This window comes from Pseudopontixanthobacter vadosimaris, from assembly GCF_012979275.1.
Lineage (GTDB): Bacteria > Pseudomonadota > Alphaproteobacteria > Sphingomonadales > Sphingomonadaceae > Pseudopontixanthobacter > Pseudopontixanthobacter vadosimaris.
Genome location: NZ_JABASZ010000003.1, coordinates 40,092 through 65,733, shown reverse-complemented (window position 1 = coordinate 65,733; position 25,642 = coordinate 40,092). Strand labels below are relative to the sequence as shown.

General features: G+C 64.7%; 27 protein-coding genes, 1 tRNA gene and 1 pseudogene. 18 read left to right on the top strand and 11 right to left on the bottom strand.

Annotated features, from left to right (window positions below; genetic code table 11):
- Nucleotides 1–247: pseudogene (locus tag HG250_RS00875) on the bottom strand (energy transducer TonB); the annotation flags it as partial.
- A gap of 433 nt (nucleotides 248–680) precedes the next feature.
- Between HG250_RS00875 and HG250_RS00870 the strand changes: the two are divergent.
- The 3 genes from HG250_RS00870 (at nucleotide 681) to HG250_RS00860 (ending at nucleotide 3,392) form a co-directional block, all read left to right on the top strand.
- Nucleotides 681–1,526: a hypothetical protein gene (locus HG250_RS00870; RefSeq protein ID WP_338103811.1), complete on the top strand. Its 846-nt coding sequence runs from the start codon at nucleotides 681–683 to the stop codon at nucleotides 1,524–1,526.
- A gap of 106 nt (nucleotides 1,527–1,632) precedes the next feature.
- Entirely contained in the window at nucleotides 1,633–2,070 is a 438-nt protein-coding gene (locus HG250_RS00865) for an acyl-CoA thioesterase (RefSeq protein WP_170001892.1), read from the top strand.
- On the top strand, nucleotides 2,067–3,392 hold the full coding sequence (locus tag HG250_RS00860) for a homoserine dehydrogenase (RefSeq protein ID WP_170001890.1): 1,326 nt from the start codon (nucleotides 2,067–2,069) through the stop codon (nucleotides 3,390–3,392). The genes HG250_RS00865 and HG250_RS00860 overlap by 4 nt, the downstream gene beginning before the upstream one ends.
- Nucleotides 3,393–3,398: 6 nt before the next feature.
- On the opposite strand, the gene HG250_RS00855 is transcribed toward HG250_RS00860, so the two are convergent.
- Entirely contained in the window at nucleotides 3,399–3,938 is a 540-nt protein-coding gene (locus HG250_RS00855) for a hypothetical protein (RefSeq protein ID WP_170001888.1), read from the bottom strand.
- A 57-nt stretch (nucleotides 3,939–3,995) separates the two neighbouring features.
- Here HG250_RS00855 and glpX point away from each other — a divergent pair, with 57 nt between their 5' ends.
- From glpX to rplT, 6 genes are all read left to right on the top strand, one after another.
- Nucleotides 3,996–4,994 (top strand): class II fructose-bisphosphatase, encoded by a 999-nt coding sequence (gene glpX, locus HG250_RS00850; protein WP_170001886.1) that lies wholly within the window; start codon nucleotides 3,996–3,998, stop codon nucleotides 4,992–4,994.
- A gap of 104 nt (nucleotides 4,995–5,098) precedes the next feature.
- Nucleotides 5,099–6,034: a ribose-phosphate pyrophosphokinase gene (locus tag HG250_RS00845; protein ID WP_170001884.1), complete on the top strand. Its 936-nt coding sequence runs from the start codon at nucleotides 5,099–5,101 to the stop codon at nucleotides 6,032–6,034.
- A 48-nt stretch (nucleotides 6,035–6,082) separates the two neighbouring features.
- A complete protein-coding gene (hisN, locus tag HG250_RS00840; protein ID WP_170001882.1) occupies nucleotides 6,083–6,862 on the top strand; it encodes a histidinol-phosphatase in 780 nt (259 codons plus the stop codon).
- Nucleotides 6,863–6,868: 6 nt separating this feature from the next.
- Nucleotides 6,869–7,636: an SDR family NAD(P)-dependent oxidoreductase gene (locus HG250_RS00835; protein ID WP_170001880.1), complete on the top strand. Its 768-nt coding sequence runs from the start codon at nucleotides 6,869–6,871 to the stop codon at nucleotides 7,634–7,636.
- Between the two features lie 140 nt (nucleotides 7,637–7,776).
- On the top strand, nucleotides 7,777–7,980 hold the full coding sequence (rpmI, locus tag HG250_RS00830; RefSeq protein ID WP_170001878.1) for a 50S ribosomal protein L35: 204 nt from the start codon (nucleotides 7,777–7,779) through the stop codon (nucleotides 7,978–7,980).
- A gap of 34 nt (nucleotides 7,981–8,014) precedes the next feature.
- A complete protein-coding gene (gene rplT / locus HG250_RS00825; protein WP_170001876.1) occupies nucleotides 8,015–8,374 on the top strand; it encodes a 50S ribosomal protein L20 in 360 nt (119 codons plus the stop codon).
- Nucleotides 8,375–8,483: 109 nt separating this feature from the next.
- Here rplT and HG250_RS00820 read toward each other — a convergent pair whose 3' ends face one another.
- Nucleotides 8,484–9,431 (bottom strand): calcium/sodium antiporter, encoded by a 948-nt coding sequence (locus tag HG250_RS00820; protein ID WP_170001874.1) that lies wholly within the window; start codon nucleotides 9,429–9,431, stop codon nucleotides 8,484–8,486.
- Between the two features lie 365 nt (nucleotides 9,432–9,796).
- Here HG250_RS00820 and HG250_RS00815 point away from each other — a divergent pair, with 365 nt between their 5' ends.
- The gene (locus HG250_RS00815; RefSeq protein WP_170001872.1) at nucleotides 9,797–10,141 is read left to right on the top strand and encodes an ArsC family reductase; all 345 of its coding nucleotides are present in this window, start codon (nucleotides 9,797–9,799) and stop codon (nucleotides 10,139–10,141) included.
- A gap of 156 nt (nucleotides 10,142–10,297) precedes the next feature.
- On the opposite strand, the gene ubiG is transcribed toward HG250_RS00815, so the two are convergent.
- On the bottom strand, nucleotides 10,298–11,083 hold the full coding sequence (gene ubiG, locus HG250_RS00810; protein ID WP_170001870.1) for a bifunctional 2-polyprenyl-6-hydroxyphenol methylase/3-demethylubiquinol 3-O-methyltransferase UbiG: 786 nt from the start codon (nucleotides 11,081–11,083) through the stop codon (nucleotides 10,298–10,300).
- A gap of 95 nt (nucleotides 11,084–11,178) precedes the next feature.
- Here ubiG and HG250_RS00805 point away from each other — a divergent pair, with 95 nt between their 5' ends.
- Nucleotides 11,179–12,459, top strand: coding sequence for an aspartate kinase (locus HG250_RS00805; protein WP_420821299.1), 1,281 nt, complete (start codon nucleotides 11,179–11,181; stop codon nucleotides 12,457–12,459).
- Nucleotides 12,460–12,492: 33 nt separating this feature from the next.
- Here the strand turns inward: HG250_RS00805 and HG250_RS00800 are convergent, their stop codons facing one another.
- Entirely contained in the window at nucleotides 12,493–12,945 is a 453-nt protein-coding gene (locus HG250_RS00800) for a hypothetical protein (protein ID WP_170001868.1), read from the bottom strand.
- A 166-nt stretch (nucleotides 12,946–13,111) separates the two neighbouring features.
- On the opposite strand from HG250_RS00800, the gene HG250_RS00795 reads away from it, so the two are divergent.
- Nucleotides 13,112–14,137 carry an NAD(P)H-dependent flavin oxidoreductase gene (locus HG250_RS00795; protein ID WP_240956828.1) on the top strand — a complete coding sequence of 342 codons (1,026 nt, stop codon included), beginning with the start codon at nucleotides 13,112–13,114 and terminating at the stop codon, nucleotides 14,135–14,137.
- A gap of 22 nt (nucleotides 14,138–14,159) precedes the next feature.
- Here the strand turns inward: HG250_RS00795 and HG250_RS13065 are convergent, their stop codons facing one another.
- Complete coding sequence (locus HG250_RS13065) at nucleotides 14,160–15,779, bottom strand: AIM24 family protein (protein WP_170001866.1); 1,620 nt, start codon at nucleotides 15,777–15,779, stop codon at nucleotides 14,160–14,162.
- Nucleotides 15,780–15,952: 173 nt separating this feature from the next.
- Here HG250_RS13065 and HG250_RS00785 point away from each other — a divergent pair, with 173 nt between their 5' ends.
- The 4 genes from HG250_RS00785 (at nucleotide 15,953) to HG250_RS00770 (ending at nucleotide 18,853) form a co-directional block, all read left to right on the top strand.
- Nucleotides 15,953–16,837 carry a dienelactone hydrolase family protein gene (locus HG250_RS00785; RefSeq protein WP_170001864.1) on the top strand — a complete coding sequence of 295 codons (885 nt, stop codon included), beginning with the start codon at nucleotides 15,953–15,955 and terminating at the stop codon, nucleotides 16,835–16,837.
- Between the two features lie 129 nt (nucleotides 16,838–16,966).
- Nucleotides 16,967–17,206 carry a hypothetical protein gene (locus HG250_RS00780; RefSeq protein ID WP_170001862.1) on the top strand — a complete coding sequence of 80 codons (240 nt, stop codon included), beginning with the start codon at nucleotides 16,967–16,969 and terminating at the stop codon, nucleotides 17,204–17,206.
- A 139-nt stretch (nucleotides 17,207–17,345) separates the two neighbouring features.
- Complete coding sequence (locus tag HG250_RS00775) at nucleotides 17,346–18,371, top strand: SPFH domain-containing protein (RefSeq protein ID WP_170001861.1); 1,026 nt, start codon at nucleotides 17,346–17,348, stop codon at nucleotides 18,369–18,371.
- A complete protein-coding gene (locus tag HG250_RS00770; RefSeq protein WP_170001859.1) occupies nucleotides 18,371–18,853 on the top strand; it encodes an NfeD family protein in 483 nt (160 codons plus the stop codon). The genes HG250_RS00775 and HG250_RS00770 overlap by 1 nt, the downstream gene beginning before the upstream one ends.
- 33 nt (nucleotides 18,854–18,886) lie before the next feature.
- Here the strand turns inward: HG250_RS00770 and HG250_RS00765 are convergent, their stop codons facing one another.
- Nucleotides 18,887–19,837, bottom strand: a complete 951-nt coding sequence (locus HG250_RS00765) for a complex I NDUFA9 subunit family protein (protein ID WP_170001858.1) — start codon at nucleotides 19,835–19,837, stop codon at nucleotides 18,887–18,889.
- A gap of 217 nt (nucleotides 19,838–20,054) precedes the next feature.
- Between HG250_RS00765 and HG250_RS00760 the strand changes: the two genes are divergently transcribed.
- Nucleotides 20,055–20,141, top strand: a tRNA-Leu gene (locus HG250_RS00760).
- Nucleotides 20,142–20,725: 584 nt separating this feature from the next.
- A complete protein-coding gene (gene gloA / locus HG250_RS00755; protein ID WP_170001857.1) occupies nucleotides 20,726–21,241 on the top strand; it encodes a lactoylglutathione lyase in 516 nt (171 codons plus the stop codon).
- An 86-nt stretch (nucleotides 21,242–21,327) separates the two neighbouring features.
- Here gloA and HG250_RS00750 read toward each other — a convergent pair whose 3' ends face one another.
- From HG250_RS00750 to HG250_RS00735, 4 genes are all read right to left on the bottom strand, one after another.
- Entirely contained in the window at nucleotides 21,328–22,122 is a 795-nt protein-coding gene (locus HG250_RS00750) for a MipA/OmpV family protein (protein ID WP_170001856.1), read from the bottom strand.
- A gap of 145 nt (nucleotides 22,123–22,267) precedes the next feature.
- Nucleotides 22,268–22,930 carry a serine hydrolase domain-containing protein gene (locus HG250_RS00745; protein WP_170001854.1) on the bottom strand — a complete coding sequence of 221 codons (663 nt, stop codon included), beginning with the start codon at nucleotides 22,928–22,930 and terminating at the stop codon, nucleotides 22,268–22,270.
- A 50-nt stretch (nucleotides 22,931–22,980) separates the two neighbouring features.
- Nucleotides 22,981–23,961: an NAD(P)H-dependent flavin oxidoreductase gene (locus tag HG250_RS00740; RefSeq protein ID WP_170001852.1), complete on the bottom strand. Its 981-nt coding sequence runs from the start codon at nucleotides 23,959–23,961 to the stop codon at nucleotides 22,981–22,983.
- A 16-nt stretch (nucleotides 23,962–23,977) separates the two neighbouring features.
- Nucleotides 23,978–25,636, bottom strand: a complete 1,659-nt coding sequence (locus HG250_RS00735; protein WP_170001906.1) for an acyl-CoA dehydrogenase family protein — start codon at nucleotides 25,634–25,636, stop codon at nucleotides 23,978–23,980.
- Nucleotides 25,637–25,642: the final 6 nt, after the last annotated feature.

Below are 25,642 nucleotides of genomic sequence, written 5' to 3'. Positions count from 1 at the left end.
GCGCAACCGGCGGCGGCGGCGCGGTTTCGGGCTGCGGCTGCGGTTCGGGCGGCGGGGGTTCGTCCGGCTCCGGCTCGGGCGGCGGCGGTTCCTCGATATCAACCGTCGTTACGCGCTCAACCACCTTCGAAACGGCTTCGAAGGCAAGTCCGGTGACGAGCACATAGCCGATCGCGATATGAATTAAGGCAACGGCGACGAGCGCAACAATGCGGTTCGTGCTCATCTCTTGGTCAGCGTAGGCCATTCAGTCCCATCACTCCGTCTTCACGGCCGGGTCGTGCCCGGCATCTTTAGCGTTCCAGCGATTGCAGGGCCCTGCCAGAAGGCGATGCAATCTGTCTACCTCGCCGCATGAAACGTTCTGAACCGGAAAACGGCTATGTGCGATCCCATGGTCGGCAAGGCCAAAAACGAGGTATTATTATTTTCTAAACCTCATTCACCCCGACCCTTACCCACGATGCCCACCCCGCGCAATTGCTTTTCAGATTAAGCGCCAATTCAGTACGATGCTGCTGGAACGAAGGCGATGAGATGCCGGTTTCCACTACAGATTCCCTTTTCCGGGCGGCGCGATGTCCGTCCGACCAACATGCGAGCGAGCCAGAATGACCCGATCCGATCCCTTCGCTGAAGATGCAGCTTCCGCTGGCCGGACCCGCCGGAAAGTAGCGCCCGTGATCCCGGTAGTTGCGGCGGCGATGCTGGCTTCCATGCAGGCGGCCCCGCTATTCGCGCAATCTGCGGCCGCCCCGGCCCTGAACGATGATGCTGCCTTGAGCGGTCCGACCTTTGCCGATCTCGCGATGCTGGCCGATGGCAACCCCACCATCCTGCGCGCCCGCATTCGCCAGGTCGCGGAACTGCCGGCGGAGCGTGCGCGCGGTGTCGCCGCCAATCATCGCCGCCTGTATGTCGAGGCCGAGACGGAGGCCCTGTTGGCCGGAAGGGCGCCGGTCGGCGAGAAGCTGAAATATCTCGTCGACGTGCCGGTGAATGCGAAAGGCCGCGTTCCGAAGCTGAAGAAGTCGCGGGTTCTGCTGTTCGCCCGCACGGCACCTGGACGGGCGGACGAAATCCAGCTGGTGAATCCGACCGCGCAGCTGGCCTGGACGCCTGAGCTGGAGGCGCGCCTGCGCCCGATCGTCGCCGCCATGCTCGCGCCCGATGCGCCTCCGCGCATTACCTCCGTGCGCGATGCCCTGTCGGTCGAAGGCAATCTGGTCGGCGAATCGGAAACCCAGTTCTTCCTGAACACTGAAAAGGACGGACCCGTATCGCTCAGCGTTCTGCGGCGCCCGAACATGGCGCCGCGCTGGGGCGTGTCCTGGACCGAGATCGTCGATCAGGCGGCAACAGCCCCGCAGCCCGGCACGCTGGAATGGTACCGGCTCGCCTGCTCGCTTCCGGCGGAATTGCCGGGGCAGGCCAATCTGTCGCGCGATCCGGCATCCCGCGCCCGCACCGCGCAGGATTACGCCTTCGTGCTGCAACAGCTGGGCGATTGCAGGCGCACCCGCTGAGCGCTGGGATCAACGCCGGGCGAACGGCCCGGCGTCAACAATGGCCATGGCCCCCTAAAGACAAAGTGGTTCCATCCATCGCGCCGCCCGCGCTAGGGCGCGCGGCATGACAGCATTCACCCACAGCTTCCGCGTGCGCTATTCCGAAGTCGATGCCCAGGCGGTGGTGTTCAATTCGCGCTATCTCGAATATGCCGATGTCATGGTCAGCGCCTTCTTCCGCGACCGCGGGTTGGGCGCAGGCACCGAAGGCGATATCGAATTCCACGTCGCCCGGGCGGAGGTGAACTATCGCCGCCCCTTCGGCGTCGACGACATGATCGTGGGCAAGATCCATGTCGCTCGGTTCGGCAACAGCAGCATGGTGATGCATATCGATCTGCATCACCGGGACGATCCCGCCGATGCCGCTCCGCGTACCGAGATCGAACTCACCAGCGTCCATATCGACAGGCCCGGCGGCAGCCCGCAGCGGATTCCCGACGCGGTGCGGGCGCAGCTGACCGGCGGGGCGGTGGTCGATGCAGAGGCGGAACCGGTATGAGCGGACAGTCCAATCCGCCGCTGCGCGTCGCCCTTGCAGGTCTCGGCACGGTGGGCGCCGGGGTGCTGCGCATCCTCTCCGCCAATGCCGATCTAATCGCCGCGCGCGCCGGGCGCGAGCTGGACATCGTGGCGGTCAGCGCCCGGGACCGGAACCGGGACCGGGGCGTGGATCTTTCGGGCTTCGCCTGGGAAGACGACATGGTAGCGATGGCGGGGCGGGGCGATGTCGATATCGTCGTCGAACTGGTCGGCGGGTCGGACGGGTTGGCGCTGAACCTTGCGCGCAGCGCCCTGGCGGCGGGCAAGGGCCTTGTCACCGCGAACAAGGCGATGATCGCGCATCACGGGCTGGAACTGGCCGAGGCCGCGGCGGCGAGCGGCGCGGCGCTGAAATTCGAAGCTGCCGTGGCCGGAGGCATTCCCGTGGTGAAAGGCCTGCGCGAAGGGGCGTCCGCCAATCGCGTGGCGCGGATCTACGGCATCCTGAACGGCACCTGCAATTATATCCTGTCGAAGATGGAGGAGAGTGGCGCGGACTTCGCGGAAACCCTCGCCGAAGCGCAGGCGCTCGGCTATGCCGAAGCGGATCCCGGCTTCGATATCGAAGGGGTGGACGCCGCGCACAAGCTGGCGATCCTCGCCGCCATCGGTTTCGGCGCGAAAATCGATTTCGCGGCGGTGCATTGCGAAGGCATTTCCGCCATCCGCGCGGCGGACATTGCGCAGGCCGATGCGCTCGGCTTTGTCATTCGCCTGATCGGCATCGCCGATACCGAAGAAGGCAGCGAGGGAGGTCCGGACCAACTGTTGCAGCGGGTGCGGCCCTGCCTCGTGCCCAGGCATCACCCGCTCGCCCATGTTTCGGGGCCGACGAACGCCGTGGTCGCGGAAGGCGATTTCGTCGGGCGCCTGCTGTTCCAGGGCGCCGGTGCGGGCGACGGACCGACCGCAAGCGCGGTCGTCGCCGACCTGATCGACATTGCGCGGGGCGATGTTTCGCCGCCCTTCTCCGTGCCGGTGGATCAGCTTGCGCCCATGATTCCTGCCGACCCGGGCGACCGGACGGGCCGCACCTATCTGCGCCTGACGGTGGCCGACCGGCCCGGCGTGCTGGCCGAAATCGCGACGGCGACCCGCGATGCCGGCGTTTCCATCGAAAGCCTGATCCAGAAAGGCCGCCCCGACGAAGGCGGCGAAGTGCTGGTGGCGCTGGTGACGCATGAGGGGCCGCAACGCTGCGTCGACGCTGCCGTCGCCCTGCTCGACGGGTCGGACAGCCTAACCGCGCCGCCGCTGGTCATGCCGATCCTGAAGGCCTGATCGCGATCAATCCGCGGCAGGCTCTGCGGCTGCTCCCGTGGCCGGAGCCGCGCGGCCACCGTCGTTGCCGCGCGGCGGTAATCCGCGCGATATGCGATCGGCATCGGATCCCGGCGGCGCGTCAGGCAGCGCTTCGAAATCGACGATATAGATCGGCGGCGGCGGGCAACCCTTCAGTCCGAAGCCGCACAGGCCGCCGACGGTCGCCGGTCCCCTGAAGATATATTCGCCGGCCACATCGGGCGGGCGCGGCACACCATCGCCGATCGCCTGGCCGCTGTCCGTATCGGATTCCACCCTGAACTGTTCATTGTCGACGGGCCGCCCGCAGACGACGATCTCGCCATCCGCAGCAGGCCCGCAATCCTTCGGCTTCGGCGGCCCATAGATGGTGCGGGACGCCTCCAGCGCATCCTCGGCCGTGATGACGGGCGAAGCAGCAGAAGTGCGGGCCTCCTGCGCATGGAGCGGGGCCATGGGCCAAATGGCATAGATACCTGCCAGAAGCATCGCCCCGGCCAAATCGCGCGCGGCGGTTCTCGACATTGCATGATCCCCCGTTTAAGCGCCTGCCACACCAGCCTTCCGGGGAGTTAATCCGCCATGAATGATACGACATCCGCCGCCGTGAAGAAAAGCAGCACACTTGACCGTGTGCTCGTCCTCGAAATGGTGCGCGTCACCGAAGCCGCCGCCGTCGCCGCGTCGAAGCTGATCGGTCGGGGCGATGAAAAGGCCGCCGATCACGCAGCGGTCGAAGCCATGCGGAAGGCTTTCGACGAACTCTACATGGACGGCACGGTCGTCATCGGCGAAGGCGAGCGCGACGAAGCGCCGATGCTCTATATCGGCGAGAAAGTGGGCGGCGCGCCGGGCAAGGGCCCGAAGATCGACATCGCGCTCGATCCGCTGGAAGGCACCACCATCACCGCCATGGCCGGCCCGAATGCGCTGGCCGTGCTGGCCGCTGCCGAGGCCGGGTGCCTGCTGAACGCACCGGATACCTATATGGACAAGCTGGCCGTGGGGCCGGGCTATCCCGAAGGCATCATCAGCCTTGAGAAAAGCGTTACGGAAAACGTCAATGCCGTGGCGAAGGCCAAGGGCGTGAAGCCCGCCGACATCACCGTCTGCGTGCTCGACCGCCCGCGCCATGCCGACATCATCGCGGAACTGCGCAGCCTCGGCTGCGGCATTCACATGATCTCGGACGGCGATGTTGCCGGGGTGATTGCAGTGACGAACCCGGACACGGGGATCGACCTCTACATGGGGCAGGGCGGCGCGCCCGAAGGCGTGCTGGCGGCAGCGGCGCTGCGCTGCGTCGGCGGACAGTTCAACGGCCGCCTCGTCTTCCGCAACGATGACGAGAAGGCCCGCGCCCGTAAATGGGGCATCGAGGAAAAGGATTTCGGGCGCATCTACAAGCTCGAGGAGCTGGCGAAAGGCGATTGCATCTTTGCGGCGACCGGCGTGACCTCAGGCTCACTGCTCGAAGGCGTAAAAATGCGCCGCGACGGGACGATGACGACCGAAAGCGTCGTGATGCGCGCGAGTTCGGGCACCGTGCGCTGGATCAAGGGCGAACACCGGCTCGGCTGAGCATGGGCATCGCCGCACCGCATGGCGGCGTTCCTGTTGCATCCTGAAGACAGCGCACCGTAGAGACGCTGCAAGACCCTACCTCGCGAATATGGAGCATCTGCATGAAGATCATGGCCGGCAACTCCAACCTGCCGCTCGCCCGCGCGATTGCAGGCTATCTCGAACTTCCGCTGACCGACGCGAGCGTCCGGCGGTTTGCGGATGAGGAGATCTTCATCGAGATTCACGAGAACGTCCGGGGCGAGGATGTCTTCATCGTCCAGTCCTCCAGCTTTCCCGCCAATGACAACCTGATGGAACTGCTGATCGGCATCGACGCGCTGCGCCGTGCCTCCGCCCGCAGGATCACGGCGGTCGTTCCCTATTTCGGCTATGCGCGGCAGGACCGCAAACCCGGCCCGCGCACGCCGATCTCGGCCAAGCTGGTGGCGAATCTGATTACCGAGGCAGGCGCCGACCGGGTGCTGTCGGTCGATCTCCATGCCGGGCAGATCCAGGGCTTCTTCGATATTCCGACCGACAATCTCTATGCCGCGCCAGTCATGGCGGCCGACATCCAGGCCCGTTATGGCGAGGACGACCTGATGGTCGTATCGCCCGATGTCGGCGGCGTGGTGCGCGCCCGCGCTTTGGCCAAGCGCCTCGACAATGCGCCGCTCGCCATCGTCGACAAGCGCCGTGAACGGGCCGGCGAATCGGAAGTAATGAATATCATCGGCGACGTGGCGGGGCGCGCCTGCATCCTGATCGACGATATCGTCGATTCGGGCGGCACCTTGTGCAACGCGGCGCAGGCGCTGCTCGACCAGGGCGCGAAAAGCGTCACCGCCTATATTACGCACGGCGTGTTGTCTGGCGGGGCGGTTGCGCGGATCAATTCCTCCAGCCTGAAGGAACTGGTCATCACCGACACCATCCGGCCCACCGATGCCGCCACCGATTCCGACCGCATCCGTATCCTGACCGTGGCCCCGCTGATCGGGGAAGCCGTGCGCCGCATCGCGGATGAATCCAGCGTCTCTTCGCTGTTCGACTAAAGCGGCGGGCCGGTTGACCCGCGCCTCGGCAAGGGCGAAGGAGCGGCGATGAAACTGGATCAGGAAATCGCTCTCGCCCACCGGCTCGCCGATGCGGCGGGGGCCGCCATTCGCCCGCATTTTCGCAAGGTCGATGCCGAGCGCAAGGGTGATGCCTCGCCCGTTACCGAAGCCGATCGCGCCGCCGAATCGGCCACGCGCGCGATCTTGCAGGCGGAAATGCCGCAGGACGGCATCGTGGGCGAGGAATTCGGCACCGAAAGCGGCAGTTCGGGCCGCGAATGGGTATTGGACCCGATCGATGGCACGGTCGGCTTCATCGCCGGGCGGCCCATCTTCGGCACGCTCGTCGCCCTGCTCGTCGACGGCTGGCCGGTGCTGGGCCTGATCGACCAGCCCATTATCGGCGAGCGCTGGGTCGGGGCGACCGGGCGTCCGACGCTGTTCAACGGCATACCCGCGACCACCCGCGCCTGCCGTGAATTATCGGCAGCCAGCCTCGCCACCACCGGGCCGCATTATTTCAATCCGCATGAAGGCGCGCAGTTCATGGCGCTGGCCGGGCAGACCGATCACAAGCGGATGGTCATGGGCGGCGATTGCTACAATTACGCCATGCTCGCGTCGGGCCATCTGGACGTCGTGTGCGAGGCCGGGCTGAAGCTGTACGACTGGGCCGCGCTGGTGCCGGTGGTGGAGGGTGCAGGCGGCATAATGTGCGACTGGGCGGGTGAGCCGTTGAGCGCCGGAAGCGAGGGCCATGTGTTGGCGCTGGGCGATCCGGCTCGGCTGGAGGACGTGGTCGCCGCACTCAATGCGGCGGGTTGATTCCCGATGGACGAGACGCGGCAAACGATACTTATCACGGGCGGCGCAGCCGGGATCGGGCGCGGCATTCTCCTGCATTTCCGCGACATGGGCTGGCGCGCCTGCGTTCTCGACCGCGACAGGGAAGCCCTGGCCGAACTGCGCGCGATGTTCCCTGCCGGCGATTGCCTTGCGCTGCAATGCGATGCGGGTGTCGAGGGCGAAGTGGAGCAGGCCTTCGCCGCGCTGGAAGGCTGGCTGAAGGACGCGCCGCTCTTTTGCCTCGTCAACAATGCGGGCATCGCCGACCCTTATTGCGGCCCGCTGGAAAAGGTCTCGCTCGCCGACTGGAACCGCTGGATGGACGCCAGCCTGACCGCCGCCTTCCTGTGCAGCCGCGCCGCGCTGCCGCTGCTGCGGCGGGGCGCAGGCGCGAGCATCGTCAACATCTCCTCCACTCGCTCGCTGATGAGCGAACCGGAGAGCTTCGCCTATGCCGCGGCCAAGGGCGGCATCGACGCGCTAACTCACGCCATGGCGGTCAGCCTCGGCCCTGACATTCGCGTCAATGCCATTCTGCCCGGCTGGATCGAAACCGGACCCATGCAGAAGGCAGCGGAGCGCGAGCAGGGCGAACACACCGAAAGTGCGAAGTCGCAGCATCCTGCTGGCCGGATCGGCACCGTGGCAGACATCGCCGGATGCGTCGAATATCTGGTGGGTGCCGGATTCGTTACGGGCACGCGCATCGTCATCGACGGCGGAATGACCCGCAAGATGATCTACCACGGATGATCCTGCGCGCGTCCTCGGGACTTGCCATCGGCAGGACATGCCGGTAAGGGCGCACGCTTCACGGACACGTAATTCCCCGCCTGCCTGGCTGTAAGGGCTGCCATGGCCGGTCGGACGTGTCTCTTGCGAAGGAGACCGAAATGCCCAAGCTGAAGACCAAGAGCGGCGTCAAGAAACGCTTCAAGCTCACCGCCACCGGCAAGGTGAAGCACGGTGTTGCCGGCAAGCGCCACCGCCTGACGCATCACAAAGCCAAATATATCCGCCAGAACCGCGGCACCGATGTCCTTGCGAAGGCCGACTGGGCCGCCGTGAAGAAATGGGCGCCCTACGGCCTCGACTGAGCCGGCCTCGCTGACCTGACGGAGTATTGAGCACATGACACGTATCAAACGCGGCACGACCACGCGCCTGAAGCACAAGCGCCTTCTCGACAAGGCGAAGGGCTATCGCGGCCGCCGCAAGAACACCATCCGCGTTGCGCGGCAGGCCGTCGAAAAGGCCGGCCAATACGCCTATCGCGACCGCAAGGTGAAGAAGCGCACCTTCCGCGCCCTATGGATCCAGCGCATCAACGCCGCGGTGCGCGCCGAAGGCCTGACCTATTCGCAGTTCATGCACGGCGTGAAGCTGGCCGGGATCGAGCTCGACCGCAAGGTCATGGCCGACCTCGCCATGAACGAAGGTCCGGCCTTCGCCGGCATCATCAGGCAGGCCAAGGCCGCGCTGCCCGCATAAGCGAACGACCGATGATATCGAGAGGCGCGGGAGGCGGATGCTTCCCGCGCCTTTTGCATGTCGCGCCCTGCGGGTGGTTCGTAGCAGACGGCCCGGCCGGCTGGTCGATCTAGAGCGCCAGGAACGCGAGATAAGCGGCATAGAGGCCAAGGAACACGCCGCCTTCCCACCGCTTCAGCGTCCAGCCCGTCCGCAGGAAAATACCGAGAAGGACAGTCACGCCAAGCAGGACCCAGATGTCGAATGCTGCTATTTTCGCAGGAACCTCGATCGGGTGAACCACGGCAGTCATGCCCAGAATGCCGAGCAGATTGTAGATGTTCGATCCGATGACATTGCCCAGCGCCACATCCGCATGACGCCTCAGCGCCGCGATGACGCAGGCGACCAGTTCGGGAAGCGACGTGCCGATGGCGACGACGGTGAGGCCGATCACGGTTTCGGTCACGCCCATGTCACGCGCGATCTCGATCGCGCCGTCGACCAGCAGGCGCGCGCCGATGATCGTGCCGACGATCCCCGCAACAGCGAGGCCCAGGGCTGCCATCAGGCTCATGCCCGCCGGCTTCAATTCGGCCACGACATGTTCATGCATCGCGGCTTCGGCATCGGGGCTGAGCGTCTCGCTGCGACAGGCCCAGACGATATAGGCGACCAGCAGGGCCAGCAGCGCGAGGCCTACAGGACGGCTGAGATACCCCAGCATCACCGCGCCGATGCAGGCCAGTGTCGCCACCGCCAGCGCCAAACCGTCACGGCGAAACGCGGCCGGGTCAATGGCGAGCGGCAGGATCAGGCCCGAGACGCCGAGGATCAGCAGGATATTGGCAATGTTGGAGCCGACCACATTGCCCACCGATATTCCGGGCGCACCATCGAAGGCCGCGAAAAGGCTGGTCACCAGTTCCGGCATCGATGTGCCAAAGCCGACAATGGTGAGACCGGCCAGCAGCGGCGATACGCCCATCCTTTCCGAAACGGCGACTGCGCCGCGCACGAGAACGTCACCGCCGATGGCGAGCAGGACCAGTCCGGCGATGATGGATATGATCGTCATGGTGAACCCCGGACATATCGAGCCACGCCGCCCCGGACCGGCTCGTCCCGCGGGTTGGCCGGATGCTGCCTGTGGCGATCTTCCGTGCCACTACCAGCCGGTTGACGGCCATAGAAGTGTTTTTCTTGCCGGCTGTCGCGCGCCCTTTCGATAGCCAGTTTCATCTGCGGCGTTGCTCCGCGCCAGGCGAAGGCGCGGCAGGCCTGAGGTCCCGCTCGTATCCACCGCCTGCAGAACCTCGGTGTTTCGAGCAGCATGGCACGTCGTCATTTCGCGCATCGAACGGGATATTGCCGACATCTCGCGCATTGTGCAGGGAAGAGCGACAGGCGAAGTAATGGCGGGGCGGCGAAGCAGCGGTAACTATGGTCGATATCTACGGCATCTCCAATTGCGACACGGTTCGCAAGGCGCGCAAATGGCTGGAAGCGGAGGGTGTCGAATACAGGTTCCACGATCTGCGCAGCGACGGTGTGCCCGCAGACGATCTGGAGGAATGGGCCGATGCGGTCGGCTGGGAGGTGCTGCTGAACCGGCGCAGCACGACGTTCCGCAATCTGGACGAAGCCGACCGGGAGGACATGGACCGGGCCAAGGCGCTGCGGCTGATGCAGGCGCATCCGACGCTGATCAAGCGCCCCGTCGCGGTGAAGGCGCAGCGCGTGCTGGTCGGGTTCACGCAAAGCATCTGGGAAAACGATCTTGCCTGATGCGATAAGGACGATCTTGCCTGATGCGATAAGGACGATCTTGCCATCACCGGCGGTCTTCTGGTGGAGCGCTGCCTGCCGCTCTATTTTCATCCCTCGGACGACGTGCCCGAGGATATGCAGGCGAACCACTGACGGCCAATAGCCCGAAAAAGGCTAAAGCGCGGGCGGGCCGCGCCGGCGGGCGGTGACAATGTAGTTCAGCGCCAGATCGTCGGACAGGTGCAGGCCTTTCGTCGGCGAAAAGGCGATACCCTGCGTCGAGGTGACGGTGAGGCCCGCGATTTCGCATAGATCGGTCAATTCTTCGGGCGTCACGAAATCCGACCAGTCGTGGGTTCCGCGCGGGATCAGTCCCAGCCGTTCCGCCCCTTCCACCATCAGCAGCCGCGATCGTGCGGTGCGGTTGGGGGTAGACAGCACCATCAAACCGTCCGGCGCCAGATGTCCGACCAATTGCGCCAGGAAACGCTGCTTGTCCGCGACATGTTCGATCACTTCGAGGCAGGTGACCAGATCGAAAGTGCCGAGGCCAAGGCTGCCAAGCTCGCCCGCCCGGTAATCGATGTCGAGCCCGCCCCCCTCGGCATGGGCCATGGCGGCGGCGATGTTCTGCGCCGAGGCATCGACGCCGGTCACCTCCGCGCCCATCCGCCGCAGCGGTTCGCACAACAGACCCGCGCCGCATCCGACATCCAGTGCGCGCTTGTCCTCCAGCGGCTGCGTCGTCTCGACATTGCCGCCCCAATGCCTGTCCACGGCATCGCGCAGGAACCGCAGGCGCACCGGGTTCAGCCGGTGGAGCATGGCGGAAGAGCCGCTGGGATCCCACCATTCGGCGGCCAGACTGCCGAAATGAGCCGCCTCTTCCGGCCTGATCGTCACACCGGGGCCAAGCTGCGGTGTGCCGCGGCTTACATTTGATACGGTTGCATCGGACATGGCCGCATCCTAACAGCGCCGCAACGCCCGCGCCAGCACCTCCTGCGCCCAGCACCTCCTGCGCGTTGCGTGAAAGCCCGATGAAAGGTGAGATCTTGGCCCGCATCGTGATGAAATTCGGCGGCACGTCGATGGCCGGAACGGAACGGATCCGCCGCGTGGCCAATATCGTCCGCCGCCAGGCCGCGAACGGCAATCAGGTGGCGGTCGTGGTCAGCGCCATGGCGGGCGAGACGGACCGGCTGGTGAATTTCTGCCGCGAGGCGAACGCCCTTTACGACCCCGCCGAATATGATGTGGTGGTGGCCAGCGGCGAACAGGTCACATCGGGCCTGCTGGCGCTGACGCTGCAATCGCTGGGCTGCAAGGCGCGCAGCTGGCTCGGCTGGCAGATGCCGATGAAGACCGTGTCCGCCCATGCCAGCGCGCGCGTCGCCAGTATCGATGCCGCGTCCATGATCTCCGCGATGGAGCGGGGCGAGATCGCCGTCATTCCGGGGTTTCAGGGCGTGTCCGAGGAAGGCCGCGTCACCACGCTGGGGCGGGGCGGATCGGATACCTCCGCCGTCGCCGTCGCTGCCGCCCTGAAGGCGGATCGCTGTGATATCTACACCGATGTCGACGGGGTCTACACCACCGACCCGCGCATCGTTGCCAAGGCCCGCAAGCTGAAGGCGGTGACGTATGAGGAGATGCTGGAACTCGCCAGCGTCGGCGCGAAAGTGTTGCAGACCCGCTCGGTCGGCCTTGCCATGAAGGAAGGCGTGCGGGTGCAGGTCCTGTCCTCCTTCGTCGATGACGATGCCACCCCTGCCGACGATCTGCCCGGCACGCTGATCGTGTCGGACGAGGAAATGACCCGAATTCTGGAGGATGGCCACATGGAACGCCAGCACGTAACCGGCATCGCGCATGACAAGAACGAGGCGAAGATCATCCTCACCCGCGTTCCGGACAAACCCGGCGCGGTGGCGCATATCTTCGAACCGCTGGCCAATGCCTCGATCAATGTCGACATGATCATCCAGAACGTCGGCCGCGACAAGGGCGAGACCGACGTCACCTTCACCGTGCCGCAGTCCGACCTCGCGCGGGCGCAGGCCCTGCTGGAGGACAAGCGCGGCAATATCGGGTTCAACCGCATCATCACCGACAGCCATATCGCCAAGATCAGCGTCGTGGGCGTCGGCATGAAGAGCCATGCGGGCGTCGCCGCCACCATGTTCCAGGCGCTGGCCGATCGCGGCATCAACATTCAGGCGATCACCACCAGCGAGATCAAGGTCAGCGTGATGATCGACGAGGACGAAACCGAACTCGCCGTTCGCGTGCTGCACACCGCCTATGGGCTGGATGCTGCGGACGAGGCTGCCTGAGCGCGTCGTCGGACGCTTTTGGCCGCAGGCCGGTCAGACCTCCCCGCCGACCGGCGCCGCCTGCCGCAGGGTGACGACGATCGCCTGCGCCGCGGCCCGCCGAGCCTGTTCGTCATTCGCCTGATGGGCGGCGACGAGGGCGTCGAGTTCCGGCATCAGGCGCGCGGCGAGGCCGTCCGGCAAGTCTGCGGCCCTGTTCCGCACCAGGTCCTGCAATTCGGCGATCCATTCGCCTTCGTCGTTCAGCGGGGCGGGCTGGCTCAATTGCTGCGCCAGCACCCCGGCGCGCGAGATGATCTGGTTTGCCTCCAGCGCTTCGGCAGTGATGCCGGTCGCCGCATCGGGAGCATCGGCAGGCTGGACGGCATCCACCTCCGTCTCGCCAAGCTCCTGCCCGCTGTCGCAGGCCGCCAGCGCGAGACTGCCGGCGGCGAGTGCCGCGAGGGCGATGAAGGGGGCGGGGCGGTTGATGGTGGTTCGGGCCATATCGATATCATCCTCTGACGGGTGTTTCGTCTTGCCAACGCATGGCGGCGGGTGAGTTTCCGCAAAAAGCGGCGCGCTTGCAGGCCGGGGTGGCTTTGCCTAAGCGCCGGAACCAAGAATCCCGCGCCTTCATGCGCCGGACGGAACGCAGGACGGTACCGGACAGATGAGCGATCAGGCGACACAGGATTTTGCGAAGAGCAAGGCGTTGATGCGGCGCGGTGCCGAATTTCTCGGCAGCAAGTATGCGATCATGTGCGGGGCGATGAGCTGGGTGTCGGAACGTAATCTCGTGTCCGCCATCAGCAATGCGGGCGGCTTCGGCATCATCGCCTGCGGAGCGATGACGCCCGATCTGCTCGACCGCGAGATCGCGGCGACGCGTGCGCTGACCGACAAGCCCTTCGGCGTGAATCTTATCACCATGCACCCCGATTTGACCGACCTGATCGCTGTCTGCGCGAAGCATGACGTGACGCATGTCGTGCTGGCCGGCGGTATTCCGCCCAAGGGCAGTGTCGAGGCGATCAAGGCTTTCGGCGCGAAGGTCATCGTGTTCGCCCCCACGCTGGCGCTGGCGAAGAAATTACTGCGTTCCGGCGGCGATGCGCTGGTGATCGAAGGCATGGAGGCGGGCGGGCACATCGGCCCCGTCTCCACCAGCGTGCTGGCGCAGGAATTCCTGCCCGAGATCGGCGAAGACCACCTCGTCTTCGTTGCCGGCGGCATCGGCCGGGGCGAGGCGATTGCCGGATATCTGGAAATGGGTGCGGTGGGCGTGCAGCTTGGCACCCGCTTCGCCTGCGCGACGGAAAGCATCGCCCATCCCGATTTCAAGAAGGCGTTTTTCCGCGCCAATGCCCGCGATGCTGTCGCCAGCGTGCAGGTCGATGCCCGGCTGCCGGTGATCCCCGTCCGCGCCCTGAAGAACAAGGGAACGGAAGCCTTCACCGGCAAGCAGCGCGACGTGGCCGGTGTCCTCGACCGCAAGGAAATCGAGATGGCCGAGGCGCAATTGCAGATCGAACATTACTGGGCAGGTGCCTTGCGCCGCGCGGTCATCGACGGCGATGTCGAGAATGGCAGCCTGATGGCCGGCCAGTCGGTCGGCATGGTCAAGGCGGAGGAACCCGTCGCCACGATTATCGCCGATCTGATGGGCCAGTGCGAAGAGGCTCTGCAGCGGCACTGAGGCCCGGATCGGGAGCGCGGAACTAGAGGCCGAAAGCCTTCAACCCGGCATCCACCATGCCTTCCAGCCCGCCGCGAACCCCGCCGCGCTGGGAGGCCAAGGGCGATTCCTCGACGATCAACACGCCTTCGCCGCCGCGAACCCTGTCTTTCAACAAGCTCTCCTTGCCGAGAAAATAGGGCCAGAAGGTCTCGTTGCGAGTGACGGAATAGGCAAGATCGGCAGAAAAGCCGACCATCTGCTCCTGCCCAAGGATGCGCCCTTCCGCCGCCGGCTCCACCCGCACGCCGCGTCCGCCTTTCAGCACCAGCCGCGCGGGGCCGTGGAACACCAGGAAGCGCAATTGCATGGTCAGCCAGGCGTTGAGCGAAAACAGCCGCCAATGGCTGGTGATCCGCATCGGTGCATTCCGCTGCTGCACCACCGCCGCCAGCGCGCGCGGCTGCAATACGCAGGCGGAACCGGCGGGCAGGTCGATGATGGCCACCTCGGCAAAGGCGTTCTGCGTATCCGAGACGGTCAGTTCCTGCCCGTCGCCTCTGATCCGGGTGAGGAACATCATGCCGCTCGCCATGCTGGACAGCGGGTGTCTTGCATCCAGCAGCCATTTCGTGCGGCTTTCCACCGCTTCGGACAGGGTCTGCAGATAATTCTGCCGTACCAGCAATTCCTCGCCGGGCTGGAGGACGATCGCGGTCGACACGGCGGAAGGTGTGCTCTGCCTGACAGGCGGCCCGCGCCCGCCGGGCACTGCGACGCGGATGGCACCCCTGCGCATCGCCATGGGTGCAAGCACGAACCAGAACAGCAGCCGGATAGCATAGGGCGCCAGTAATATGCCGATCAGCAGCAGCGCCGCTTTCTCCATAAGATCGCGCAGGGTGGCCTGGCCTGCGCCCGAATTCACCTGCCGCAGCGCATCGGCGGATTGCGCCGCCAGGGCATCGTAGCGGGCATTTGCCTGCATGAGAGTACGCGCCGCAGCGATCCCAGCCTCGCGCCGCGAGGACAGCGTTTCGGCCAGCCTGCATTGATCGTCGCGCCGTTCTTCCAGCTGCGGGCCCTGACCGTAAATCCAGTCCCGCGCCGTACGATCCACCGGGTTGCGGCGATTGTGATTCTGCAAATCCCTGGCGGCACGGGTGCAGCGCGCCTCTGCCGTGGCGATCGCCCGCTGCGTAGGTACCTGCGCCAGCGGAGCCAGCGCCGCGCTGGCTGCCTGGCGGCTGCGCGCCGCCTGCAGCAGGCCGATTTCCCGTGTCAGCAGGCCGATCTGCAATTTGCGCCGATAGTTGTCGACAATGCGGCTGGGGCGAACCGAGTCCAGCCAGCCGCCGCCCTCCCTGTCCTCCGCCTGCAAACGATCCAGATCGGATTGCGCTGCCTTCAGGCGAGCGGCGACGGCATCGCCCGGCAGGGTTTCGATATTCTCGCCCAGCGCTTCCCAGCGGCTGACGGAAGCGGCCAGCGCGCTCCGCGTCTGCGCGCCCAGGCTCTCGCCCGATGCGATGTCCTGCCGGAGCGATCCCTGGCCCACATAGGTCGAGGCCGTGGGCCAGACGAGGACGTAGAAACCCAGCGCCGCGACGATGGCCAAATAGAGCAGGGTCCGCCGGCCAAGCCAGCCCAGAACAGATTTCACCCGGTCACCTTCTTGTTCGGCATGCCTTACAGACTCGCAAATGCCGCGGGTCGGGGCAAGCGAAACCGCAGCGGACGAACCATCGCCGAAGCCGCTGCTGGACGCTGCCGGCCAGCCTGCTACCATCCGCAGCAGCCATGCAAACCGGAATGGTGGCGGAGGGAGCAGCGACGATGTGCGATGAACAGGATCTGGCGGGTTTCGACTGGAAGGCGCTGAACCGCAGGCAATTCGCCGGTTTTGGCGTGGCCGGAGCCGCGGCTTCGCTGACCGCCTGTTCCGCGACCGGCACGATGCTGGATGGCGACGAAGCGACTGGCAGGCTGACCGAAAGCACGGTGGCCTTCGCCACGCCCGACGGGCAGATGGATGCCTTCTTCGTCCATCCTGCCGGCGAACGGCACCCCGGCGTGCTCCTGTGGCCCGACATCGCCGGCCTGCGCGAAGCCTTCATGGTCATGGCGCGGCGGCTTGCGAGTGAAGGCTATGCCGTTCTGGTCGTAAACCAGTATTATCGCAGCCGGCGCGCGCCGCTATGGAACGATTTCGCGGCCTTTCAGCGCGACGACGGGTTTGGGAAGGCGGGCGCCTTGCGCAAGATGCTCGGCCCGCAGGCGATCATGCGCGATGCCACCGCGGCCATCGCCTGGATGGACGGGCAGGAGGCGGTGGACACCACGCGCGGCATCGGAACGCAGGGCTATTGCATGGGCGGGCCGTTCACCGTCTATACCGCCGCTGCCGTTCCGTCCCGCGTAAGAGCGGCGGCGTCGCTGCATGGCGGCGGGCTGGTGCGAGAGGGCGAGATGAGCCCGCACCGGCTGCTGGACGACAGCAAGGCCGCGTATCTTTTCGCCATCGCGCAGAATGACGATGCCAAGGATCCGCAGGTCAAGACCGCGCTGCGGCAGGCGGCGCAGGCAGCGGGCGTTCCGGCCGAGATCGAAGTCTATCCCGCCGATCACGGCTGGACGGTGCTGGATTCCCCCGCCTATGACGAAGCGGCGGCGGAGCGGGCGTACGGCCGTATTCTGGCGCTTAACCGATCGCAGCTTTGAGCATGCGGCGCATTGCCAGCCGGCCATCGAGGCATTGACAAATGCACCTTGCCAGCAGCATTGCGGGCCGATGACGCAGGGAACGATTCTGCAAAACCAAAAACACTGCATAGGGTTCAGGAGATTATCATGAAATTTGCCGGTCATTCTGCCATCGCCGCCGCTGTCGCGCTTGCTGTAGCCCCGGTTGCTGCACAGGCAGCATCGATCGACCGCGTGGCTGCGCCCGTCGGCGAATCGATCGTTTCGCAGATGGGCGGCGATGACAGTTCCGCTCGCGTGGTTGTTCTCGTCGGTTTCGCTGCGCTCATCCTCGGCCTGCTGACCATTATCGACGATGATGACGATGACGACGCAATCAGCGTCTGAATCTTTTAGCCTAAGCTAACTTGCAAGAAGGGTCGCACGCTGGTGCGGCCCTTTTTGTTTTGCTCGCTTTTCGGCATCGCTTTTCCTTGGTCGGCGCCCCTGCCTGATGTAGGCTGACGGTCGAGAGAGGGTGTAATCAATGCTATATGTAATCCTTGGCCTGTTCGTTCTGCTGCTGCTCATCTTCCTGCTGATGGCGGTGCGGGTGGTGAAGCAGGGTTTCGTCTATACGATCGAACGGCTGGGCAAATTCACTCTCGCGGCCGAACCCGGACTCCATCTGATCTTTCCCTTCATTGACAGGGTGGGGCACAAGATCAACATGATGGAACAGGTGCTCGACATTCCGGGGCAGGAGATCATCACCAAGGATAACGCCATGGTCGGTGTGGATGCCGTGGTGTTCTTCCAGGTCCTCGACGCCGGCAAGGCTGCCTACGAGGTTTCGGGCCTGCAAAATGCGATCCTCGCCCTCACCACCACGAATCTGCGGACCGTAATGGGCAGCATGGACCTGGACGAAACCCTGTCCAAGCGCGACGAGATCAATGCCCGCCTGCTGTCGGTGGTCGATCATGCCACCTCGCCCTGGGGCATCAAGATCACCCGCGTCGAGATCAAGGATATCCGCCCGCCGATCGACATTTCAGAAGCGATGGCACGGCAGATGAAGGCCGAACGCCTGAAACGTGCCGAGATCCTGGAGGCGGAAGGCGACCGGGCCAGCCGCATCCTGCGCGCCGAGGGCGAGAAGCAGAGCGCCATCCTGTCAGCCGAGGGCAAGCGCGAGGCGGCGTTTCGCGATGCCGAGGCGCGCGAACGCGCTGCCGATGCCGAAGCGCAGGCCACCCGCTCCGTTTCCGAAGCCATCGCGCAAAACGGCAATCAGGCGATCAACTATTTCATCGCGCAGGAATACACCAAGGCGCTGGGCAAATTCGCCACATCACCCAATGCCAAGACGATCCTGTTCCCGGTCGAGGCGACGCAACTGATCGGTTCGCTGGGCGGGATCGGCGAATTGGTGCGCGACATCGCCAGGCCCGACGGGGCGCAGACCGGCGAAGTGGCAGGCACGCCGATTCCCGAACGGCCCCGCGTCACGGTGCCCCGTACGGATTTGCGGACCGACGGGCGCAGCGGCCACCGGACGGATCGTAGCTGATGGATTTCACCGGCATCGAAGCCTGGCATATCTGGATTGCGCTGGGGCTGGTCCTGGCCGGCCTGGAGCTGGTGGTGCCGGGCGTCTACTTCCTCTGGCTCGCGGTCGCCGCACTGGCGACCGGCGTTCTGGTCTGGTCGATCGATCCCGGCCTGATCATGCAGATCGTCGATTTCGTGTTCCTTGCCCTCATCGCGGTATTTTCAGCCAAGCGGTTCCTGCGCGACCGGCCGATCCAGAGTTCGGACCCGCTGCTGAACAACAGGATGGGGCGATTGGTCGGTCAGACCGCAGTGGTTACGCAGCCGATCAGGAACGGTTCGGGCCGGGTCAAGCAGGGCGACAGCGAATGGATGGCGATGGGGCCAGATCTGGGTGCGGGCACATATGTGCGCGTCACCGGCAATGATGGTGGAACCCTGCTGGTCGAACCGCTCTCCCTGACAGGCGATGAAGGGACGCTGCCGGCCGGGTCTGCCTGAGCAGATTTTGCGGCGCCGATCAGCCAGCGCCGGTCAAATCGTGTCGCGGGTCTTGTCGGCAAAGCGCCCGTTCTTGCGGTAGCGTACCATCCAACGATCCAGAAACAGGCTAAGCGGCCTTGCCTCGATCCCCATGTCCTCAAGGCCGGGATATTTGCCTGACGGCATGTTCCCTTCCTTCAGCATCAGCCACTGATCGGTGCCCATGGGCGAGCCCGGCAGCTTGGCGAAGAACCCCGCAATTCCGTCGGGCACAGGCACGAAGCTGCGGCTGCGGTCCTGGGCCTTCGCTATCCTGCGGTTCAGTTCCATCATCGTGATCGGTTCCGGTCCCGCGATCTCGTAGAGCTTGCCGCCGTGGCGCGCAGGGTCCGACAGGGCGGCGGCGACGGCATCGGCGGCATCGTCGACATACAGCATCTGCAGCGGAGCATCCGGCGCGAAAACCGGCATGACGGGGAAGGCCTGGATCAAACCAGCAAACATCGTGATGAATTCGTCGTCTTCGGCAAACAGGATCGGCGGGCGCAGGATAGTCGCACCGGGAAAGGTTTCGCGAACCCTCCTTTCGCCCAGCGCCTTGGCGCGGGCATAGCCCGAGGCACTGCCGGCGTCGGCACCGATAGCGCTGATCTGCACGAGCGCGCTCGCCCCTGCCTCATGCGCCGCCTGCGCGACATGGCCGGCACCTTCTCCCATCAGGCGGTCGAGATTGCCGGAGAATGCGCCGACCAGATTTACGGCGGCGTCGGCACCATGCATGCTGGCCCGCACGCTCTGCAGGTCGGTAATGTCGCAGCGGGCAAATTGAAGCTGACCCAGATTGGCGAGGGGCTTCAGGGTAAACGCCTTTTCCGGGTTGCGACTGGCTATCCGCAGGCGCGCCCCGCATTCCAGCAGCGCCTGCGCGATATGGGTGCCGAAAAACCCGCTGCCCCCGAACAGGGTGACCAGCTTTCCATCCAGAGTATCGCGTTTGGCCATAATGATCGTTCGACATCCGCTAGCGTTCTGATCGGCGCGCAGGGGCGCAGCACCCGTAATCGGACCGGAGGCCCTTGGCAGCGCCATGCCGCAATGACCGGTAAGTCGCAACAGTTGAGGCAAGATTGCACGATGTATGATTGACAGGACCGCCGATGCTAAGCTATCGGCCCGTTCCTACCCGCGGACCGGCGCCCTAGGCCCGATCCGCTCCGGTGCCCAGATGGCGGAATTGGTAGACGCACCAGCTTCAGGTGCTGGCGCTCGCAAGGGCGTGGAGGTTCGAGTCCTCTTCTGGGCACCATTTCTCTAAAGCTATTGAATAAGCTGCCATTATCGAGGTCTTTCAGGGCGTGTTTGCTGCGATCACTGCTGCGGTTCGGTGCCCGTGGGTCCGGCGCGAGCAAGATAAATGCAAGTAGAAATGGTTCGCGCGGCCATTACGGTTCAATTCCGGTTTCACGTCCAGAGGCATGACGCTTCGTGGTGATCGTTCCTATGTTCATCGATATTCCCGGTCGAAATCCGGCCGCTCGTCGGTCGCACCGAGGTATGGCACTCCGATTGATCCGACGCTGCTTGACGGATGAGGGTGATCTGGCCACTTCGGTTTTTGGTGAGGCTTTGGCACCAATATCGAGATGAACGAGGTGCTGACCCTTGTGCGTGCCTACTCCCTCTACATCGACACTTCCGGTCCAATGCGGCATCATATCGTAGCATCGATATCGTCGTCGGCCCTTGGTGCGACTTGCCAGGCGGTTGTGCGAAATAGAAGCTGCTACGGAACTTCTCATGCTGATCGCCAGTAGGTCAGCCATACGGGCTGCACGGGCATCGCACGGATCGTTCGGTCAGGCGCTCGATCATCAATAGAAAGGCTGCACCATGAAACGACCCGCCGGCACTGAACATTTCGTGCTCAATCAGACCATGCTCCGGGTCCGCGATCCTGACGCTTCGATCGCCTTTTATCGTGACATACTGGGCATGACATTGTTGCAGCGGCTCGATTCTCAGGAGATGCAATTCTCGCTCTTCTTCCTCGCCTATCTTGCTGACGGAGAGACCATTCCGACGGATCCGGCAGAGCGGGCGCGCTTCATCTTTTCGCGCGAGACGACGCTGGAACTCACCCATAATTGGGGCACCGAAACGGATGCGAACTTCGCTGGCTATCACAATGGCAATGATGAACCGCGTGGTTTCGGCCATCTGGGAATCAGCGTTCCCGATGTCGAGGCTGCGTGCGCCCGGTTCGAAAGGCTGAAGGTGCGCTTCATCAAGCGCCCGGAGGAGGGACGCATGAGCGGGGTCGCCTTCATCGCCGATCCCGACAATTACTGGATCGAAATCCTGTCACCCGGCGGCATGGCGCCGGCCCTGGGCTCCGGCGCCGCCTGACACAGGACCGACCGCTGGGCCGATCACGGGATCGATCCCTGGGCCGATCACACAGGGCCGATTACAGGGCCGATCCGGCGCGGCACCTATCGGACGCCGCTGCCGAAAGTATAGGTCAGTGCCGCACCGCCCGCGATCTGGTCGCGCGAGCCGAACTGGAGCACTACCGGGGAATCTGCAGGATCGGCAATCAGCCGGTCATATTTCACGTAGCTGTAGATACCCCAGCGCGGCGTGAACTGCCTGATGTAGCCGACCGCCACACCGGCCGATTGCAGCCCGCCATCGGCATCATAGGCGGGGAGGCCGAACGAGGCGTCTTCGGGCCGGACACCGAAATAGGAATCCTGATAGCGGCTGTCGGTCAGCGTCAGGCGCGGTCCCACGGACAGCAATTGCCGATCGCCGTCACGCATTATGTAATCGGCGCTGAGCACCGAGATGAAGCCGTCATGTCCGCCGATACCCTGCCGCGCTTCGGCCCGCAGCCGCAGATTGTCACTCAACGCATATTGCGCGAAAGCGCCCAGTTCGACGGTGAGGCCGACTTCGGGCAAGATGCCGCCGACTTCGCTCGACTTGCGCTTGCCTTCCAGGCCTATCGACGGGCCGAATGTCAGATTTCCGCTACGGGCGAGAGTGAATCCGAAACTTTCATCCGGAGCCTCGAACGCGAATTCCGCATCGCCGCGCGTCCTGCTGGCGTCGATCAGGGGGCGCAGGACGAGATCGTCGGAGCCGGGGTAGCTCGGCACCAATTGCGGGCCGAGCGCAACCCTGACGCGGCGGGGTTCGCCATCGTTCAGATCCTGCGCCGATGCCTGCATCGGAAGGAGAATGGCTGCGCTGGCAAGAAGGTAACGGATCGGCAGAAGCTGCATGATGATTGGTCCTGTTGTTCGGCACCCGCATGGGCTTTGATCTGCCTCTACCCAATCTTTCTCGTGATAACTACCTCTTGCTCTACCCGTGGTGACTGCGATGCAGGGGCAGAGCCGCGGTCAGGTCCGAAACTGATCGTGTCTTTCAGTCCACTTTCGTAAGAGGCATGCTGTTGCCATTCTGTGTAAACATCGCGCGGGCGATGCGGCCGCCCTCCTCGATGAACACCACCTCGTCGCCCTGCGCGACCCGTGGCGGAGCGTCGGCCACGGGGCCGGCCTCGGCAAGTGGCGCGCCCGCCAGAAGGTGCAGCGCAATGTCCTGCACCGCAGGTTCCACTGCACTGTTGGTCAGCATGACGATCGCGCGCTGGCTTTCGGGTTGCAGCGCCATGTAGGTCCGGAAACCCCCGGTGCCGCCGCCGTGCATCAGGATCGTGCCTGTCGGGGCGGGCAGCAGCATCCAGCCAAGCCCGGCCCGAAAGCCCGGCGCATCACGCGGTTCGGCGAGCGCCAGTCGCATGGCCGGGGCGATCGGCGATTGCGGATCGAGCGCGGCCTGCAGAAACTTCACCATGTCACCGGCTGTCGAACGCAGCGCACCGGCACCCGCAAGGACTGGCAGGTTCCACGCAGGCGTCGGCCGGTTGTACTCGTCCCGCCCGGCAGCGAACCGCGCCTTCTGGGCCGGGGTCAGGGTGATGGAAGTATCGTGCATCCCTAGCGGATCGAGAATGCGCGCGCGCACCAGCGGTTCCGCCTCCCCGGAAATGGCGGCGGCGAAGTCAAGCTGACACCGTTCCGGCAACCGGGGGGGGGGGCTACAGCAATTTCGACATCGCGGAATAGCCCGCCTGCTCAGGACAGCATGGCCTGCAACCTGCCCCGAACGATCTCCTCCGCCTCACCGACGACACGGTCCATTAGTTCCTGGCAGGTGGGAATGTCGTGAATGAGTCCCTGCACCATGCCCGCCCAGAACACGCCCTTGCTCAGATCTCCGGTATCGAGAACCTGCTTGCCCGCTGCGCCGGCCACTAGTTCCTTCACATCGGCGAATGTGGCGCCCGGCCGTTCGAGGCGGCGGACCACTTCTTCCGAAACGGCGCTCTTCCCCACCCGCGCAGTGTTCTTCAGACTGCGAAAGATCAGGAAGCTGCCGCGCTCGTCATTATCGACATAGGCCTGCTTCACATTGTCGTGGATGGGTGCCTCTCGCGTGGCGCAGAAACGCGTGCCCATGTTGATCCCGTCGGCCCCCAGGCTTAACGCGGCGACCAGACCGCGACCATCTCCGAAACCGCCGCTCGCAAGAATAGGGATCTTTACCTTGTCGGCTGCTGCCGGGATCAGGATCAGGCCCGGGATATCGTCTTCACCCGGATGTCCGGCACATTCGAAACCGTCGATCGAGATGACGTCGCAGCCGGCCTTTTCGGCACTGAGCGCATGACGCACCGCGGTGCATTTGTGCAGGATCGTTATACCGTGCGGCTTCAGCATGTCCCAGATTTCGCGCACTGCCTGCGTTCCGGCCGTTTCGACGACCTTCACCCCGCCATCGATGATCGCCTGTGCGTAGCCTGCGTAATCGGGCGGATTGATTGTCGGAAAGACGGTAAGGTTCACGCCGAACGGCTTGTCGGTCATTGCCCGGCAGCGCTCGATTTCCTCTCGCAGGGCATCCGGGCTGGGCTGCGTCAATGCGGTGAGCAATCCCAGTCCGCCTGCATTGGAGACCGCGCTGGCCATTTCGGCATAGCCGACATTCTGCATCCCACCCTGAACGATCGGGTGCTCGATGCCGAGCATTTCGGTAATCCGTGTCTTGAAAGCCATGTCGTTTCCCCCGTGTTCAATTCCGGCGTGCGGCCAGTCCCCGGCCCACCACCTGTGCCTGGATCTCCGCGGCACCTTCGAAAATGTTGAGAATGCGCGCATCGCACAGCACCCGGCTCGCCTCGTATTCCAGCGCGTAGCCATTGCCGCCGTGTATCTGCACGGCATTGTCGGCATTGGTCCATGCGACCCGCGCGGCAAGCAGTTTCGCCATCCCCGCCTCGATGTCGCAGCGGCGCCCGTCATCCTTGGTGCGCGCGGCGGCATAGGTCAGTTCGCGGGCCATCAGCAGCTCGGCGGCCATCAATGCCAGCTTGTCCGACACCCGCGGGAAGCCGATCAACGGGCCACCGAACTGGCGGCGTTCCTGCGCATAGCGCAGGGCAAGGTCGAACGCGTTCCAGCCGACCCCGATCGCGCGAGCGGCCGTCTGTATGCGCGCGCCTTCGAAGGTCTGCATCAACTGCTTGAAACCCTGGCCTTCCTGTCCGCCCAGAAGGCTGTCCTTCGCAATCACGAAGCCGTCGAAGGACAGGGCATATTCCTTCATGCCCCGATATCCCAAGACCTCGATCTCCGATCCTGCGAGGCCTTCATCGGGAAACGGTGCGTCATCGGTGCCGCGGGTCTTCGATGCGAGCAGCATCGACAGCCCGCCATATCCCTTCACACCGGGATCGGTACGGCACAGGATCGTCATCAGATCGGCACGCGCGGCATGGGTGATCCAGGTTTTTGCGCCGTCGATCCGCCAGCTTTCGTCCTCCTGCCGCTTCGCCCGCGTGCTGACGGAGGCGAGGTCGGAACCGGTGTCGGGTTCGGTAAACACGGCGGTCGGCAACACTTCGCCGCTGGCGATGCGGGGCAGCCACGCCTGTTTCTGTTCCGGCGTACCGGCGGCCCCGATCAGTTCACCGGCGATCTCCGACCGTGTTCCCAGCGATCCTGCGCAGATCCAGCCGCGGGAGAGTTCCTCGGATACGAGGCACATTGCCAGCTTTCCGAGGCCGAGCCCCCCATGTTCCTCCGGAATGCAGACGCCGAACACGCCTAACTGCGCCATCTCATCGACCACCTCCATCGGAATGAGCGCATCGGCAAGGTGCCATTTGTGGGCGTCGGGCGAAATCCTGTCGCGTGCGAAATTGCGAAACTGCTGACGGATGAGGTCCATCGTTTCGTCGCCGAGCCCTTCATACGGAACCGCGCCTTCGGCGAGATGGGCAGCCAACGCCTTGCGCGTATCGGGCGTGCTCCCCTCCGCGATGAAGCGCGCCACGGCGGCGTTGGCGGTAAAGGCGGCCGCCGCCCCGCCGATGCCGAGCGTGGCCGGGCGCGCGAATTCGCTCTGGCTCATCGGTACGCCGCCCGAAAGCTGGGCGCAATATTCGCCGAAACCGATGCGTAGGGCAAACTCCTCGACCTCGCCGAAATTCCCGGCTTCCGCCGTTCGCCGCGCCCATTCGGCCGTCGCGCCAAGCGCTTCTACCGTGGTCGCGATCCAGGCGAAGCCGTGAACGAGATGCTGGTGCCGGTCGACGAGGCGCGGATCGATCGAGCCGTCCGTCGCCACGGTTTCCACCACCTTTGCACACAGCGCATCCGACAATGCGCGGGCCGCTTCGACTGCGCCCTGCGCATCATCAATCCAGTGGGACGTCCCTGCATCCTGCATCGCCGC